Source organism: Klebsiella pneumoniae, from assembly GCF_000742135.1.
In the GTDB taxonomy this organism is placed as follows: domain Bacteria; phylum Pseudomonadota; class Gammaproteobacteria; order Enterobacterales; family Enterobacteriaceae; genus Klebsiella; species Klebsiella pneumoniae.
In genome coordinates this window covers 3,854,137-3,870,356 of sequence record NZ_KN046818.1, presented here as the reverse complement: position 1 = coordinate 3,870,356, position 16,220 = coordinate 3,854,137, and the positions used below count along the sequence as shown (strand labels likewise).

Genomic DNA, 16,220 nt, shown 5'->3' with positions numbered 1-16,220 from the left:
TATCGTCCACGGTTAACCGCGAATTTTCCACTTCCGTTTGAGAACCTCTTTGTCCTGGCTATCCAGCCACTGATTCACTTTCTTCAGCAGCGCCGGGTTATCTTTACTCATCATATACACCTTGTTGCTGGCGGTGCCGGCGAATGGCGTTTCGTTGGCAACGCAGAACACGCCGGGCTCTTTGCTCTGGTAATAGTCGCCTTCAATCAGATCGGTCACCATCATATCGGCCGTTTTCTGCCGCAGCGCCTGCAGGTTATCGACATTGTTCTGCACGCGAATAATTTGCGCCTGCTTGATGTGTTCATCGACAAAACTCTGGTTTGTGCCGCCAGGGTTGACGATCACTTTCACGTCCGGACGGTCAATTTTTTCCAGCGAACCGAGCCGCGGGGCGGCCTGGCAGTTGGCTAAGGCGATTTTTCCGTTCGCCACCACCGGATGGCTGAGGGCGAAGGCTTGCGCCCGCGCCGGGGTCTCGGTAACCCCACCCATCGCAATATCAAACTTGTCCGCCTGCAGATCGGCGGCGAGCGCGGGCCAGCTGGTGTAGACGAAGCTCACCTTGAGTCCGAGCGTGCGCCCGAGATCGCGGGCCATGTCCACGTCATAGCCCTGCAGTTCGCCGGCGGCATTGCGAAACGCCAGCGGCGCGTAATCGCCCGGCACGCCCACCTTCAGTTCACCGCTGTGCTCGATGGATTGCATATCGCGCGCCTGGGCGCCGCAGGTCATTATCGCCAGCGTCAGCGCCAGCCCCACCGTCAGTCTCATTTCGCCATCCTTAAAGTTATCGTTTTTCATGCCAGAGTGACCGGCCGCATCAGTCACAGTATCCGCCGCGCGAGCCAGGGCATTCATCCTATTTTTAAACACCGGGACATACAACCCGACGTGGGGCAAAACGTTAATTAATCCTCTTTCTCGCTGTGAGCTTGCTGGTTGTTTTGACTTTCAGTAAAATGCCCCGCAGCGCATTCATATTTTATTCCTGGCCATACGTTTAATATATTATTTATTATCTTTTTTTTTACCTTCCTCTTATGCGTTAATAGTTGAATATTAAATTATAACCTCCTGATTAATAAGTAAAAACACTTCATGCAACAACTTTCGTTAGGATTTTTCTAATGATCCTGCTTATCATCTTATTTACTCCCCTCCTCTCCAGCAGTAATACTTGGTTACAGAAGCAGTGTATAAGGAAATACATTATGATTATTATCATTTCCGCCAATAAATTTTTTATTAACGGCATCCGGTCTCTGGTTAACATGACCATGAGTGCTCAACGTCGGTATAGTCAAACATTGTTTCTGGATAATATTTCTGACGTGAATGATAAAAGTCTAACCATAGCCAGAACCATTATCGTGGACTATAGCCACCCGGACATTCAACAACTAGCCGCACTGCTCTATCGTAAAAAAAAGATCATTCATGGCGATATCGTTTTTGTCGTTAAAAGTGAGATTCTTGCCGATCCAGTCGAAAACATTATTATAAACTCTATTTCGACGATCGTGCTTGATTATATAGATGTTACCCAACGGCTGCAGAAATACTTACAGAATGCGTCTGATCACCGCTGTATTAAAGTGTTCAGAAAATCAATTAGCTCGCTGGACAGTTGTGTCAATATTAAACTTACGAAACAGGAGGACTCTCTTCTCCCCTATATCATCTCAGGTTTAAATAATAAGAAAATTGCTCAGGCCACCGACCTTAGCAATATGATGATCAGTCACTATCGGAGAAACATCTACCAGAAACTCAATGTACGCAATATTGCAGGCCTGTATCATTTCCTGCACTCCCTGGAGGGGGGATAAGTTCGCTTTATGGCTATCACAACAACAGAGCTAACGGCTTATGCAGCGTCAATGAGTATGCCTGGCTATTAGCTTCCCTGGGTCACAACAGAAGGAATTGGCTATGAAAATGAAATCACTTTGCCTGGCAATGGCACTCGTCGGCTTGACCTCACACTATGCCGCCGCGGCGGACGGTACGCTGTATTTTTCAGGTACAATTGTCAACTCAAGTTGCAAACTGGCAAGCGGCAATGAGAAGGGTCTCATTGAAGTTAAGATGGGCGCTGTTCCGCTGTCTAAATTAAAAAATGATACCAATGGCACCGGGCCAGAAGTTGGGGTCAATATTAGCGTCAAAGATTGTGACGAGGGCACGTACTATATTGTGCTCGACGGTGCTTCAGCCAACGAGGCGCCTATCACTAACGTACTGGCTCTCGATGCGGGTAATCCTACAGCTAAAAAAGTCGGCATTAAGCTAACCGACCGCAATAATACCCCGGTCACGCTCGATAAACCTTTCGATCCCAACGTCGACCCGCGTATTACGGTCAATGCCGATGGCACCGGTACCTTCAACCTGAAAGCCTACTACTATACCTGGGATAAAGACAACGCCGAAGCTGGCGACGGCAATGCGACCGCCAGGTTTACCATTATGCAGGAATAACACCTGGCCAGGGACGGCACGACGCGGATAAGGGGTAACATATGAAAACGCTGCTGGCAGTGATCATAGGCGCTTTGGCTTTTCAGACCCAGGCGGCCATTACCATCGATGCCTCACGGGTTATTTATTCGGGCAAAGATAAATCGGCCAGTCTGAAAATTAACAACCGAAGCAGCAAAAACTATATCGTCCAGACCTGGCTTGATACGGGTCCGGAGACCCCCAGCAGCGGCTTACCCATTGTGGCCACGCCGCCCCTGGTCAAATTACGCCCCGAGCAATCGGCACAACTGCGCTTTATTTACTCAGGAACCGGTCTTCCTGCCGACAGGGAAAGTCTGTTTTGGGTGAATATTCAGGAGGTCCCTCCTGCGCCTGAGGGAAATAATATCCTGCAGTTCGCGATTCGCACCCGATTAAAACTATTTTATCGCCCGCAGGGGATTGCCACATCGCTGCCCAAAGCCGTTGAAAATCTGCAGTGGCAGCAAAGCGCTAACACGTTATCTTTTACTAACAACAGTCCACTGCATATTACGGTTATTAATGCCGAGGCGATCGACAACAAAGGCAAAATCTATCCTCTGAAAAACTTTATGTTGCTGCCGTACAGTCACCACGCTGTCAATATCGCCAGCATGCAGCGCTTGCATAAAATGAAATATATTAATGATTACGGCGCCGTTGTTGATATTCCAATAAAAAAATAAACGTCGCACCTCTTTAGGGAGATAGAGTGATGGACGATAGTAAATTACGCTATTTTGCCAGCGCATGGTTAATCTCCATCACGTTACCGGCAGACAGTGCGGAACGCTATAATGCCCAGTTTGTGAACGGTATCGACCCGCTGGCTTTTAATCAGTTTGTCGCCAGCGATGGCGACGTCATGCCGGGCACCTATGACGTTAATATTTACATTAACGATCTGCTGGTGGACAGTCGCCCCGTTCGCTTCTCAGAGGATAGCGCACACGGCGGGTTGGCCCCCTGCCTGAGCGCGGCGGAATATATCCGCTATGGAGTAAAGATTGACGATGACCACCAGCCCTGTTTCGCGCTGTCGCAGACGATCCGCCAGGCAGAGCAACAACTGGATATCGCTAATCATCGGCTGATCATTCATATCCCTCAGCAATATATTGAGCACTATCCTCGCGACTATGTTTCCCCCATGCGCTTTGATGAAGGTATTAACGCTGCTTTCGTCAACTACAGCTATTCTACCGATGCCAATAATGGCGACGGGGGCAGCCACCAGTATCAATATCTTTCGCTAAACAGCGGGATCAATATTGCATCGTGGCGATTGCGCAATAATGCCTACTGGAATAAGTTCAGCGGCCAGGCGGATAAGTGGCAAAGCATCGCCAGTTGGGCGGAAACGAACATTATTCCCTGGCGCAGCCGGCTTGTCGTCGGCCAGACCAGTACCGACAACAGCGTCTTCGATAGCGTCCAGTTTCGCGGCGTACAGCTTGGCACCGATGCCGAAATGCGCCCCAGCAGCCAGACCGGCTTCGCGCCGGTCATTCGCGGTGTGGCCAACAGCAATGCCCGGGTGGAAGTTCGGCAGAACAACTATCTGATTTACAGCGAGAACGTCCCAGCCGGTCCCTTTGAGCTAAATGATATCAGCGCCGTTAACCGCAGCGGTGATTTCTACGTAACCGTCATTGAAGCCGACGGTAGCCAGACGACCTTTACTGTCGCCTACACCACCCTGCCACAGCTGGTGCGGGCAGGCCAATGGAATTATCAGCTGTCGGCGGGTAAGTATCATGACGGCGCTGACGGCTATGCCCCCGCCCTGATGCAAAGCTCGCTCTCTTATGGCCTGAATAATACCTTCACACTATACGGTGGCGCCCTTGCCGCGGAGAACTATCGCGCCGGCGCCTTTGGCGTCGGTAGCAATCTGGGGGAGATTGGCGCCCTCTCAGCCGACTATACGCTGGCGGGAACGACGCTAGCGAGTGGCCAGCGCAAGCAGGGAGGGAGCGTGCGTTTTCTGTATGCTAAATCCTTTTTATCGAGCAAGACCGACTTTCAAATCGCGGGTTACCGTTACTCAACGGCAGGTTATTATAGCCTCAGCGATGCGGTTAACGAGCGTCGACGCTGGCACAATGGCCTGTACGAAAATGATTACTGGCCCTCTGACGAAGACGAAAGCTGGCAGGCAAGCGCTCCCCAACACTATTACACGTCCTGGTTTTATAATAAAAAGCATCGCTTTGATATTTCTGCCCGGCAAACTCTCGGTAAGAACAGCGCTTTCTTCCTTAACTTCAGCCAGCAAAATTACTGGAATAGCTCAGGAAGCGATATCTCGCTGCAGGCGGGCTTTAACAGCACTATCCATAACGTGAACTATGGTCTGTACTATCAGAATACGCGTAGCCACTTCACCCATGACGACAATAGCATCACACTGCGCGTTTCCATCCCTTTTACTCTGCAAGAAAACCGCCGGATCAATACCGCATTTACCCTCGCCCACAGTAAATCGTCTGGCACGTCCGGGCAGGCTGGGGTAAACGGCACGCTGCTCGATGATGATCGCCTGAGCTGGGCCGTCACCAGCGCCTATGATGACACCAGCCATAGCACCAACAGCGCCAGCCTGGGTTATCTCGGCCAGTACGGTAATCTGTATACCGGCTACGCCTACAGCAAAAGCCATCGTCAGGCGAGTCTGAATCTGAGCGGCGGCGTGGTGGCACACCGCGGCGGCGTTACCCTCTCGCAACCGCTGGGCTCAACCTTTGCGCTGGTGGAGGCCAAAGACGCTCAGGGGGTAGGGATAGAGAATCAGACCGGCGTGCGCATCGATCCCTTCGGCTACGCTGTCGTACCACAAAGCGTTCCCTATCGGGTCAATTCTGTCGCGCTCAACCCTCAGGACTTCGATGCCTTTCTTGATGTCCCTAACGCAGTGGCGGATACCGTGCCTACCCGCGGGGCAATCACCCGGGTGCGCTTTGATACGTTCCGGGGATATAGCGTGCTGATCCACACCACCCTCGCCGACGGCAGCTATCCACCATTGGGCGCCGAGCTCTATCGCGCCAGTGGGATCAGCAATGGTCTGGTCGGCCCGGGAGGAGAAGTTTACGTCAGCGGAGTCGATTCAGGCGAAAAGCTGCAGATGAAATGGGGCGAAACGCACCAGCAAAGCTGCGAAATCACCCTGCCCGAACTGCGCCAGGAGCCTCAGCAGGCGACGGCCTGGCGTGAATTATCCTTAATCTGCACAGTAACCCCCTCGAGGTAATTATGCGCCGACTTAGCGATACGTTATTTCTGACATGGCTTTCAGTTCTGTTCATGCTGAGCGCCTTCCCGGCGCAGGCGCTGACCTGCAAGACCACCTCGTCCACGATCAGCGAAGTCGTGAATATCGAGAGCATCATTAAAGTCTCCAGCAGCGAGCTTATTGCCAATAAAAAGATATGGGTCTCCAGCCCTATTACCGCCACCTTCAGTTGCGAAGATACCGATAATTTTCCGAACGGTGAAAGCGCCTATTTCTGGCTGGATCCGGAAAATAAAGCCAGCAGCTTGCCCGACTTTATCCAGGTAGGCATTACTTACAACGGCATCGACTATCTGCTACAAAATAAAAAATCGGTGGAGATTGGCCCGGCGACGCTGTGTGATAAAAGCGGGAATACCTGTAAGTCCCCGGCCATTGGGCAGACATTCAGCCTGGTTTACCAGGTCTATATCATCTCGACGGGCCGCAGAGTGACCGGGGAAGGTAAAATAGACGATAACCTAAAATTGTCGCTTTTTCAGGTAGATGGCCAAGGCGGTCTACGCAACGGCACCGCTGGCGCCAACTATAATCTTTTCATTACCGGCCTGAACCGTATCAGAACAATGGCCTGCGTCCCCACGGTATCTATTTCGCCAAGCGAAATTAACTTTGGCGATATTCCTGCCGGTAACGCCCGACCGGGCTACTATGAAAAAACACGCCCCTTTACCGTCACCTATGGTCTGGTCAAGCAGGGTAACGGCAGTGATTGCGGGACCGAACCTATGCTTGCTACGTTTAGCACCACTAATACGATACAGGAGAGCGCCATTATTTTGCCGCAGCCGGACAGCGGCTTCGGCATTGCCATCTCGCCAAACGCCAGCATGCATCCCCTTATTGAGATGAATGCTCCGATTCACTTTACGCTGGCAACGGGCGCGACCCTCGCGAGCACCTATACGGCGGGGCTGCTCTGGTTGTCGAGAACGCCGAAGCTGGGGCCTTTTTCCGCGACCGCCAAAATCACCGTGACCTTTGAATAACGCCGCCCCAGGCTAGTTATACTCCAGGGCGAAAGTCACCATGCTGTTGGCCGTACCGGCTCCCACCGTGGCGTCAGTCTGCACATACTGGGCGTTGAAATTGATCGCCTCGGCGGTACCGGCGCTGGCGCCGGTCACCCTTTTCAGGATCGGCAAGTTGCTGGCCTCGTTGATCTTAACGCTGGTGCCGTCGGGCACTGCCGCACCGGGGTTATTGCCGTAGGTCAGCTTCACGCCGACGCCGCTGGCGCTGTTGCTGGCCTGGCTCAGGGCCAGGGTATCGCTCTCCACGCTGACGCCGAAAAAGCCGATGCGCACGTCGGTCGGCGTCGGACAGAAGACCGGAATCGAAAAGCGCTTCGCCTGGCCGCCGGTAGTCCCTTTGCCATGAAACTCCCCCCGGTTAACCGTACCCAGACTGACCTGGATCGTCGATGTCGCTACCTGGCAGCTGCCGCTGCTGCCAATGTCCACATTCAGGGCGGCGATATCGATGCTGACCGGCGCGCTGGCGACAAAGCTGGCGCTTGCGCTGGTCTGCTGTTCAATGGTCATCTCCCCCACCTGCGGCAGCGGCGGCGAGTTGGTATGCGTCCCGTCCGCCAGTTGCACCGTTCCGGTTTTATAGAAGGTTACCGCAATCCTCACCGTGGTTTGCTGCTGCGTCATCAGCGCCGGGAGCGTCGCACTGTCGCATACCACCACCGACTCGCCGCCGGCGGAGTGGCTGCCATCGATGGCACGCATCGGGCCGCCGGCGCACTGGAAGCTGAGGGCGTAACCAATGCCGTCGATAGCGCTGGGGTAGACATGCTGTCCGTTAATCACCATCGGCGAGCCGCCGGTTTTCAGCTGCTTATAGACGATGCGTTTGGCGCTCGCCGTCGGCAGCTGCAGGTCGCAGGAAAAAGGGATCCCGCTGCCGTTATCCGCCATCGCGCTGGTCATCTGGGTATTGGCCGGCAGCGTGGGTAAATACTTGATATTAGGAATATTGACCGTGGTCTGGCCGATATTTGCGCGGCAGGTTTCAGCCCGCACGCCGGGAAGATAGGCGCTCAGCCCCAGCAGAAAGAGGAAAGGAAGTTGACGAAAAACAGATTTCATAGCCGCCTCAGCGTGTCTGGCACAGTCCGGAGACGGTTTTCACCGTATTCAGACTCTGCTGTGGGTTATCCGGAAGATGAAAATGCAGCGTGCAGCTCTGCGACTGGTTGTTGACGATCCAACTCACCGCCAGGGTTCCCTCCTGCGGCACACCGCTGAGATACACCTGGCCGCCGTCGGCCACCATGCCGCCCGGCGGATTGCCGCTCTCCTCCTCCTCGACCAGCCGCGCACTGGCGCCAAACGGTAGCGGCCCCTGGGCATTGCGCAGGGTAAACAGCACCCGGTTGCCAATGTGGGTCTGGTAGTTGGCCATCACCACCGCGCCGCCGCCGGGGATCACGGTCTGCCCCTGCTGGTCGACGTCGGTGTCGTCGGCCATCGACTCCGTATCGAGGGTAATGACATTTTTCCGGTAGGCGGTCAGGGAGGGCACCACGGCATAGCCGCGCCAGTCGGTGTGCACATTGTTGCCGTTTTGCACCGCCACGCCGGCGGCCCCCGGCGCCCGGACGATGGCGAAGCTCTCACCCACCGTCTGGCCGAAGGTGACGCCGTGCGGATGCGCGACCACCGAGCCGGCGCCTCCCCAGGTCAACTGGTTGCTGGCGGCGTCATGGCGATAGCCGATCTGGGCGTTGCCGAAGCCGCCGTGGTAGTCCAGGGAGGCGCTGCTGTTGCTGCCTCGTCCCTGGTTGCCATAACCTTGCTGAACCGAGTAGAACAGATTTGGCCGCGTCGGCACCGCGCCATACAGCGACATCTGCTGCGAGGTATAGCCATTGCTGTCCGAGGTGGTGTTGTAGCTCACCGCGCTGTCGGACAGCGGACCACCCAGCGGAATATTGATATTGAATGACCAGGAGCGGTCATTTTTTTGCTGGCCGCTGGCGCGGGTGTAGTAATAGCCCACGCCCCAGGAGATCCCTTTCCAGGCGCTGTAGAACCCAAGGTGCACCGTCTCATCCCGACTCTGCCGATGCCAGTACTCCTGCGACCAGGCGGAAACCGCCAGACTGCCCAGGCCACCAAGGCTTTGCGACACCGACAGCTCTTCCCGGCGACGCCGGTTGTCTACTTGCCCCTGGGCGCTTTCGAGGGCGCTGGCTTCGGCAAAATCGTAATAGCCGCTTGACGAGTAGCGATAGCTGGCGAGGCTGAACGCAGTGCCCGAGCTGACAAAATTTTTCTGATACTGAGCGCGCAGCGAATGGCCCGTATAGCGCTTGCCCGACGGCGTACGGGTGACGGCCTGGGTGACATCCCCTCCCAGCGATCCGAACTCGCCAAAACCGCGGCCCAGGCCCAGCGCCCACGCCTGATAGTCCCGGGCCAGCTGCGTACCACCGTAGAGGGTGAATCCCGCCGTCAAACCGTAGAACAAAGTGCCCTGCAGAAATTCCGGCGAGCGCACCGACTCCCCCCCGGAGTGGTAGCGGCCGGCGCTGAGACTGAATTTGCCGCGCCCTTCGCGCAGCATATATGGCACCGCGGAATAGGGCTGGGTAAAGGTACGCACCGCGCCATTGCTCTCGGTCACCTTCACCTCCAGATCGCCGCTCTGCGAGGTGGGGTAGAGATCGCTGATGGCGAACGCCCCCGGCGACACAAAGGTCTCGTAGATCACATACCCGTGCTGAGAGACGGTCACTTTGGCATTGCTGTGCGCCACGCCACGAATGGTGGGGGCAAAGCCGCGCTGGCTGTCCGGGAGCATTTCATCGTCAGACATCAGCTGGACGCCGCGAAACTGTATGCTGTCAAACACATCGCCGGTGGTGTAGGTATCGCCGATCCGCAGCAAGCTCTTCAGCGAGCGGACATCGCGCTGCAGCCAGGTGCTCTGGGTATCCCAGTGCCGGCGCTGCTGGTCATACTGCATTGAGGAGATGTTGCGCAGTCGCCAGGCGCCCAGGTTGAGGCCGCTGCGTAAATTGAGATAGTTTGAGCGGCTGCTCTCCCCTTCGTCGGCGTTCTTTATTTGCGCGCCGGAAAAATAGTAATCGACAAACGCGGCCGGCACGCCATCGTCCCAGCGCGACGGATCGACATAGCCGCGGCTTTGCACGTTCATCGCCGCCTGGGGAATACTCAGCGTCAGGCGCTGGTTAGCGAAGCTGAACCGACTGCTGGCGTCGGGAATAAACTTCTCGATCCGGGTGAAGGTTTCGCCTTCATGCAGCGCTTGAAAGGCGGGAAACGCGCTGACGTTGACGCCATACTCCGCCAGCTGACCGGGCGTCAGCACCGGGCGCAGCTGCCCGCCATCGTCAACAAACGTGATATCAGCCTGACCCAGCTCCTGGTCATTAACCACCATGGTGACAGAGTAAGTCCCCGGCTGCTGGCCGCCGGGTTTGGCGAAGTAGTGCAGATCGGAGGTTTGCTGCTGCGGGTCAGCAAACTCCAGCGCCGCCGGGTCAAAATAGTCGTCGGCCATCGCCCGGCTCAACGGACTGAGACAAAACATCATCGTCGGCACCGTCGCCAGCGCCACCGCCCGCCCGGCGGTAACGGGCAACAAGGCATACTCCCGCACCCTGGCTGTTGTTATTCTTTTCATGCTGGCGCCGTCCGGTAAGCTCATCAAAAAGGGGAATTACTGCTGGGCGAAATCGCTGACGCCGCCGTAGTCGTTAATCGCCCGCCATTTGACGGTGCCGTGCCCGCTCACCGGCCACGTTTTCTCGCCGAAGGGAGCCACCATGCCGGGATCGTCGATGCTTTGCCCGCCCACTTCGACGGCGTAAAAAGAGACGAAGTAGGGAGTGGGATTTATCACCGTCAGCCGACCGCCGGACTGGCTAAACTTCAGCTGCTGCCAGGCCTTTGCCGGGTCGCCCGCCAGGTCGTTGGGGCGATAGAAGATTTTGAATTTCGATTTAATATTCACCTGCAGCTTATTCACCTCGCCCTGAGGCGTCGGGGCGATACTTTTGACGTTCAGCCAGAAGACCGATTCACGGTCGCGGGGCAGCGAGGCGCCAATAAAGTTAATCCGCAGAACGTTATTTTGCTCCGGATCGAGACGGAACAAGGGCGGCGTTACAATGAAGGGCACCCTGGCCTTATCGTTTTCCGCGTAATTTTCCACCCACGACTGCACCAGATAGGGCGTATGGGTATCGGCATTGGTGACTGAAATAGCGGCTTCACGCTTCCCTTCCTGATAAATCACACGGGTTCCACCCATGACAATACCGGCCTGCGCTGCCGTGGTGCACAGCAGAAAAGCCGCAACGGCAATTATTTTCTTCATCATGACTTACCATCAGGTAAAAGTTGAACAGACAACAAAATAAAGCAGTGAATAACAGAGCCAGTACTCGACGGGATAATTAGCAAAAACAACTATACCGTCACGAATATATTTCGTGACTTCATGACAATTAACACTTTAGCTATCTGTAATTAATCAAGACGCAGTGGGCTGACTCTGAATAACGCGCAATTAGATCAGTTATAAATCATATTGAAATTAGCTGTACCGTCGGCTTTACCTGCCGTCACGGTCGCCGCGGTGGAGATATAGTCGGCGTAAAACTCGAGGTCGGCAGAGCCGGTGCCGCCGCTGGTACCCGGAGTGACCGTCTGTTTGGCTGACGTTTTACCGAGGCTGACAGCCGTCGACCGATCGTGCTCATACAGCTTAATCGCTACGCCGCTGGCGCCGCCGTTGATGGCCAGCAGGGAGTTATCAGACTGATCGCGCGCGCCGTCAAACAGCACGGCGACCGTAGTCACGCTGGCCGGGCAATCTTTCACTTTGATATGGAAGGGGGTTTTGGTGGTTTCAAAACCAGTGCCGGTAAAATAGTTGCTGGCCCATTTGCCCAGATCAACCTTCTGGCCATTAGAACTACTATCGACGTTGCAAGAGCTGTCGGTGATTGACCCATTGAAGATGACCTGCCCGCCGGCGCCTTCCGAACTGGTGCCCGAGTCAGGATTGATAGTGTTGGCCGCGGTAGCCTGCAAGGCTACGCCAGAAAGCAGCGCTCCTATGAGGATGGTTATAAAGCGAGGTTGTTTTTTCATTATTTATCTCATCGTTAACGAACATATTTTCCATCATCGACAATAGCCCTAAAGCTATCACGAAACGGCTCGTCAGCTCCTCCCTGTAAATGTACGTTGCGTTCCTTCCGCAGGATATTAGGCACATCCCCCTCTACTCTGCCTTATTTCGCCAATAGATGGCCATGAATAACAAAAAGAAGAAAAAAGAGTTATTTTGATGTGCGAAATAAATATATTACCAGAAGTATCAAAAGGCAACCCGGGAAGATGTTAACTATAAGTTAATAGCTATGCTCGCCATATATTTAATTTTTGAAATGGCTTTTCAATGTTAATTTACATATCTATACAAAAGAAATTCAAATACCTTTAAACAACAACAGAGCAATTCAATTAACAAATTTAAAGACAATTGTTCAAAAATTCGTCTTGTTTTATTGTGCGCTCGTCAGAGCGTACACGAAAATTAGGAATTTTCCTGGTATTAATATTCATAATTTCTACACAAACGGCGCCAGGGTGCGCCACCTCCACCCGCTAATCCCTTATTATGGAAGTGTTTTTATTTTCAAGTGAAAGCCAATACATAAGTGACATAAATACATGGGCGCTGCCGCCGGCAAAATAACCACCCTCTTCGAATGGTTATTTTGAAGTTAAAAAAAATCCGCAACCCGAATGGATTGCGGACTGAGGATCGGTCAGAAATGAGATGGACTTCAGAACAGGCCCAGCGGCGCGGTGCCGTAGCTCACCAGCAGGTTTTTGGTTTGCTGATAGGCATCCAGCGCCATCTTGTGCGTTTCCCGCCCGACGCCGGACTGTTTATAGCCGCCGAACGCCGCATGCGCCGGGTAGACATGATAGCAGTTGGTCCACACGCGACCGGCTTTAATGCCGCGACCCATGCGATAGGCGAGGTTGGTATCCCGCGTCCACACCCCGGCGCCGAGACCAAACTGGGTCTCATTGGCAATAGCCAGCGCTTCCGCTTCGTCCTTAAAGGTGGTCACCCCGATCACCGGCCCAAAGATCTCCTCCTGGAAGGAGCGCATATCGTTGCGACCTTTAATCAGCGTAGGCTGAATATAAAAGCCATTATCCAGCGCCGGTGCGATAGCCGCCCGCTCGCCGCCGGTCAGAATTTGCCCACCCTCTTCCCGGGCAATCTGAATATAGGAGAGGATCTTGTCGAACTGCTGGCGGGAAGCCTGAGCGCCGATCATGGTGTCGGTATCTAACGGATCGCCGCGGCGGATCTGCGCCACCTTCTCCATGACCCGTGCCATAAAGGGCTCATAGATGGATTCATGGATCAGCGCCCGCGACGGGCAGGTACAGACCTCACCCTGGTTGAAGAAGCCGAGCACCAGCCCCTCCACCGCCTTCTCAATAAATTCCTCTTCTCCGTCCATCACGTCGGCGAAGTAGATGTTGGGCGATTTCCCCCCCAGCTCGACGGTGCAGGGGATAATATTTTCCGCCGCGCAGGCGAGAATATGCCGCCCGACCGGCGTGGAGCCGGTAAACGCCAGCTTGGCGATACGCTTGCTGGTGGCCAGCGCCTCGCCCGCCTCTTTGCCGAAACCCTGCACCACGTTAAGCACCCCGGCCGGGAACAGATCGCCGATCAGCTCCAGCAGCAGGGTAATGCTTAGCGGCGTCTGTTCCGCCGGTTTGAGCACCACGCAGTTCCCCGCCGCCAGGGCTGGGGCCAGCTTCCACGCGGCCATCAGCAGCGGGAAGTTCCACGGGATAATCTGCCCGACCACCCCCAGCGGTTCATGGAAATGATAGGCCACCGTGGTTTCGTCAATTTCGGCGGTGCTTCCCTCCTGAGCGCGCAGGCAGCCGGCGAAGTAGCGAAAATGATCCACCGCCAGCGGCAGGTCAGCATTCAGGGTTTCGCGGATCGGTTTCCCATTGTCCCAGCTCTCCGCCACCGCCAGATATTCCAGATGCTGTTCAATACGATCGGCGACCTGTAGCAGCAGCCTGGAGCGCTGTTGCACTGAGGTTTTACCCCACGCCGGCGCCGCGCGATGGGCGGCGTCGAGGGTGAAGTCAATGTCTCTGGCATCCGAGCGGGGAAACTGCGCAATGTTGCTGCCGTCGACCGGCGAAGTATTCATAAAGAATTCACCGCTCAGCGGCTCGACAAATCTACCGTCAATAAAGTTGCCGTAAGCCGATTTAAATGAAACCACGGCGCCGGGCTGGCCAGGATGTGCATAACGCATCGCAAATCTCCTTCTGTAGGGTTGAGACGCAGCGGCATATTGATTTTTTAAGTTTGCCGCCGAACGCTTCTCACTTTGCAAGGGTTATGCCAGTTTTTTATTTTCTTTAAATATTTTTATTTATTAATACGTTGCCTTCACTAACCGAGCAGATGGTCAGCCACTGTCGCACGGGTTTCCACTTATGTGTTGCAAATCGCAACACCAAATACACCAAATAGCTACAATATTGCAACACAGCAACATCGACCCAGAGGTGCCCTGTGGCAGGCAATCCCTTTCTTCTCGCACCAGAGGTTAATGCGAATCCCCTGCTGAGCGATTCGTGGTCTCGCTGCCAGCGCTACGGGTTGGATCCCGCCACCGAGGATTTTCCCCGCCTCGGCGCCGGCGAGCTGGCGGACCGGCTCGCCAGCCACCGCGGCCTGCAGCAGCTGGCGCAGCCGGTGGTGGAAGCCCTGTCGCGCCAGGTCGCAGACCTGCAGTCGGTGGTGATCCTTTCCGACCCCGACGGCCTGGTGCTGCATACTCTCGGCGATACCCAGGCGCTGCAAAAGGCCCAGCGCGTGGCGCTGGCTCCCGGCAATCTGTGGAGTGAAAGCGGGCGCGGGACCAACGCCATCGGCACCGCGCTGGCGATTGACGATGGCTGCGAGATCGATGGCCGCCAGCACTTTCTTACCCGCAACCAGAATCTGTACTGCGCGGCGATGCCGCTCCAGCGACCGGACGGAAGCATCGCCGGGGTGCTGGATATCTCCGGCCCGGCGAATTTTCCCCACCAGCACACCTTTGGCTGGGTAAAAGCGGCGGCAAAGCAAATTGAATATCTGTGGGTGAAACAGAGTCTGCATCCTGAGCAGTGGCTGATGAGCCTGCACCGGCAGGTGGACAAACTCGACAGCGTCGAGGAGCTGCTGCTGGTCTTTTCCGACAACGTCCTCACCGCCGGCAACCGGCTGGCGATGCGCGAGTTCGGCCTGAGCGCAGCGCAGTTTGGCCAGCTCACCTTTGCCTCGCTTTTTCCGACGCTGACGCAAACGGCGGTCAGCGTCCCGCTGCCGCTGACCACGCCGCAGGACCGCTACCACTATCGCCTGCGGGCGCCCACCCGCCGCCGGGTGGCGGTAAGCGCCCCGCCGGCCATGCATCTCCCCTTTACCAGTCCGCGCGAAGGCGAAAAGCTGCTGCGGCTGCTCAACGCCGGCATCGCCCTGTGCATTGAAGGAGAAACCGGCAGCGGCAAAGAGTATGTCAGCCGCACGTTGCACCGGCACAGCCGCTGGCGCAGCGGTAAATTTGTCGCCATTAACTGCGCCGCCATTCCGGAATCGCTGATCGAATCCGAGCTCTTCGGCTACCAGCCGGGGGCGTTTACCGGCGCCAGCAAAAATGGCTATATCGGTAAAATCCGCGAGGCTGACGGCGGGGTGCTGTTTCTTGATGAGATCGGCGATATGCCGCTGGCGCTGCAGACCCGCCTCCTGCGCGTCCTGCAGGAGAAAGAGGTCGCTCCGCTGGGCGCCAGTCGCAGCGTGCCGGTGAATTTCGCCTTGATCTGCGCCACCCACCGCAACCTGACCCAGCGGGTCAGCGCCGGAGAATTCCGTGAAGATCTGCTGTGGCGCCTGCGGGAATACGCCCTGGCGCTGCCTCCGCTGCGCGAGTGGCCGGCGCTGGAAACCTTTATCGCCACCCTGTGGCACGACCTGGGCGGTGCTTCACGCCGGGTGACGCTTTCAAACGCGCTGCTGGTTCACCTCAGCCAGCTGCCGTGGCCGGGAAACGTACGCCAGCTGCAGAGCGTCCTGAAGGTAATGCTGGCTCTCGCCGATGAGGGCGACACGCTGACGCCCGACGCGCTGCCGGAGGCGTATCGCGCCACGCCTGCGCCGTTGCCGCGCGGGGGATTGCAGGCCCATGATGAGCAGTTGATTGTCGATACCCTGGCCAGGGTCAACGGCAACGTCAGCCGGGCGGCGCAGATACTGGGTATCGCCCGCAGCACGTTGTACCGCCGTGCCGCCCGTGCCGGACGGCCTCGTCGCTGAGGCTATGGCG

General features: G+C 55.8%; 12 protein-coding genes. 6 read left to right on the top strand and 6 right to left on the bottom strand.

The window, feature by feature from the left end; genetic code table 11:
- Nucleotides 1–12: 12 nt before the first annotated feature.
- Entirely contained in the window at nucleotides 13–861 is an 849-nt protein-coding gene (locus tag DR88_RS07345; RefSeq protein WP_004149417.1) for a transporter substrate-binding domain-containing protein, read from the bottom strand.
- A 353-nt stretch (nucleotides 862–1,214) separates the two neighbouring features.
- On the opposite strand from DR88_RS07345, the gene DR88_RS07350 reads away from it, so the two are divergent.
- From DR88_RS07350 to DR88_RS07370, 5 genes are all read left to right on the top strand, one after another.
- A complete protein-coding gene (locus DR88_RS07350; RefSeq protein ID WP_004218900.1) occupies nucleotides 1,215–1,832 on the top strand; it encodes a LuxR C-terminal-related transcriptional regulator in 618 nt (205 codons plus the stop codon).
- Between the two features lie 103 nt (nucleotides 1,833–1,935).
- Nucleotides 1,936–2,484, top strand: a complete 549-nt coding sequence (locus tag DR88_RS07355) for a fimbrial protein (protein ID WP_025862109.1) — start codon at nucleotides 1,936–1,938, stop codon at nucleotides 2,482–2,484.
- A 41-nt stretch (nucleotides 2,485–2,525) separates the two neighbouring features.
- Entirely contained in the window at nucleotides 2,526–3,194 is a 669-nt protein-coding gene (locus tag DR88_RS07360) for a fimbrial biogenesis chaperone (RefSeq protein ID WP_004174756.1), read from the top strand.
- Nucleotides 3,195–3,223: 29 nt separating this feature from the next.
- A complete protein-coding gene (locus DR88_RS07365; protein ID WP_004149424.1) occupies nucleotides 3,224–5,761 on the top strand; it encodes a fimbria/pilus outer membrane usher protein in 2,538 nt (845 codons plus the stop codon).
- A 2-nt stretch (nucleotides 5,762–5,763) separates the two neighbouring features.
- On the top strand, nucleotides 5,764–6,792 hold the full coding sequence (locus DR88_RS07370; RefSeq protein ID WP_002914263.1) for a fimbrial protein: 1,029 nt from the start codon (nucleotides 5,764–5,766) through the stop codon (nucleotides 6,790–6,792).
- Nucleotides 6,793–6,804: 12 nt separating this feature from the next.
- On the opposite strand, the gene DR88_RS07375 is transcribed toward DR88_RS07370, so the two are convergent.
- The 5 genes from DR88_RS07375 to exaC form a co-directional block, all read right to left on the bottom strand.
- The gene (locus tag DR88_RS07375; RefSeq protein WP_004149425.1) at nucleotides 6,805–7,899 is read right to left on the bottom strand and encodes a fimbrial protein; all 1,095 of its coding nucleotides are present in this window, start codon (nucleotides 7,897–7,899) and stop codon (nucleotides 6,805–6,807) included.
- Between the two features lie 7 nt (nucleotides 7,900–7,906).
- Nucleotides 7,907–10,462, bottom strand: coding sequence for a fimbria/pilus outer membrane usher protein (locus tag DR88_RS07380; RefSeq protein WP_050511152.1), 2,556 nt, complete (start codon nucleotides 10,460–10,462; stop codon nucleotides 7,907–7,909).
- A gap of 36 nt (nucleotides 10,463–10,498) precedes the next feature.
- Nucleotides 10,499–11,161 carry a fimbrial biogenesis chaperone gene (locus DR88_RS07385; protein ID WP_004185341.1) on the bottom strand — a complete coding sequence of 221 codons (663 nt, stop codon included), beginning with the start codon at nucleotides 11,159–11,161 and terminating at the stop codon, nucleotides 10,499–10,501.
- Nucleotides 11,162–11,355: 194 nt separating this feature from the next.
- Nucleotides 11,356–11,937 (bottom strand): fimbrial protein, encoded by a 582-nt coding sequence (locus DR88_RS07390; RefSeq protein ID WP_004145710.1) that lies wholly within the window; start codon nucleotides 11,935–11,937, stop codon nucleotides 11,356–11,358.
- 701 nt (nucleotides 11,938–12,638) lie between these two features.
- Nucleotides 12,639–14,159, bottom strand: coding sequence for an acetaldehyde dehydrogenase ExaC (gene exaC, locus DR88_RS07395; RefSeq protein ID WP_025862110.1), 1,521 nt, complete (start codon nucleotides 14,157–14,159; stop codon nucleotides 12,639–12,641).
- A 263-nt stretch (nucleotides 14,160–14,422) separates the two neighbouring features.
- Here exaC and DR88_RS07400 point away from each other — a divergent pair, with 263 nt between their 5' ends.
- The gene (locus DR88_RS07400) at nucleotides 14,423–16,210 is read left to right on the top strand and encodes a sigma-54-dependent Fis family transcriptional regulator (protein ID WP_032443962.1); all 1,788 of its coding nucleotides are present in this window, start codon (nucleotides 14,423–14,425) and stop codon (nucleotides 16,208–16,210) included.
- The last annotated feature ends 10 nt before the right edge of the window (nucleotides 16,211–16,220 follow it).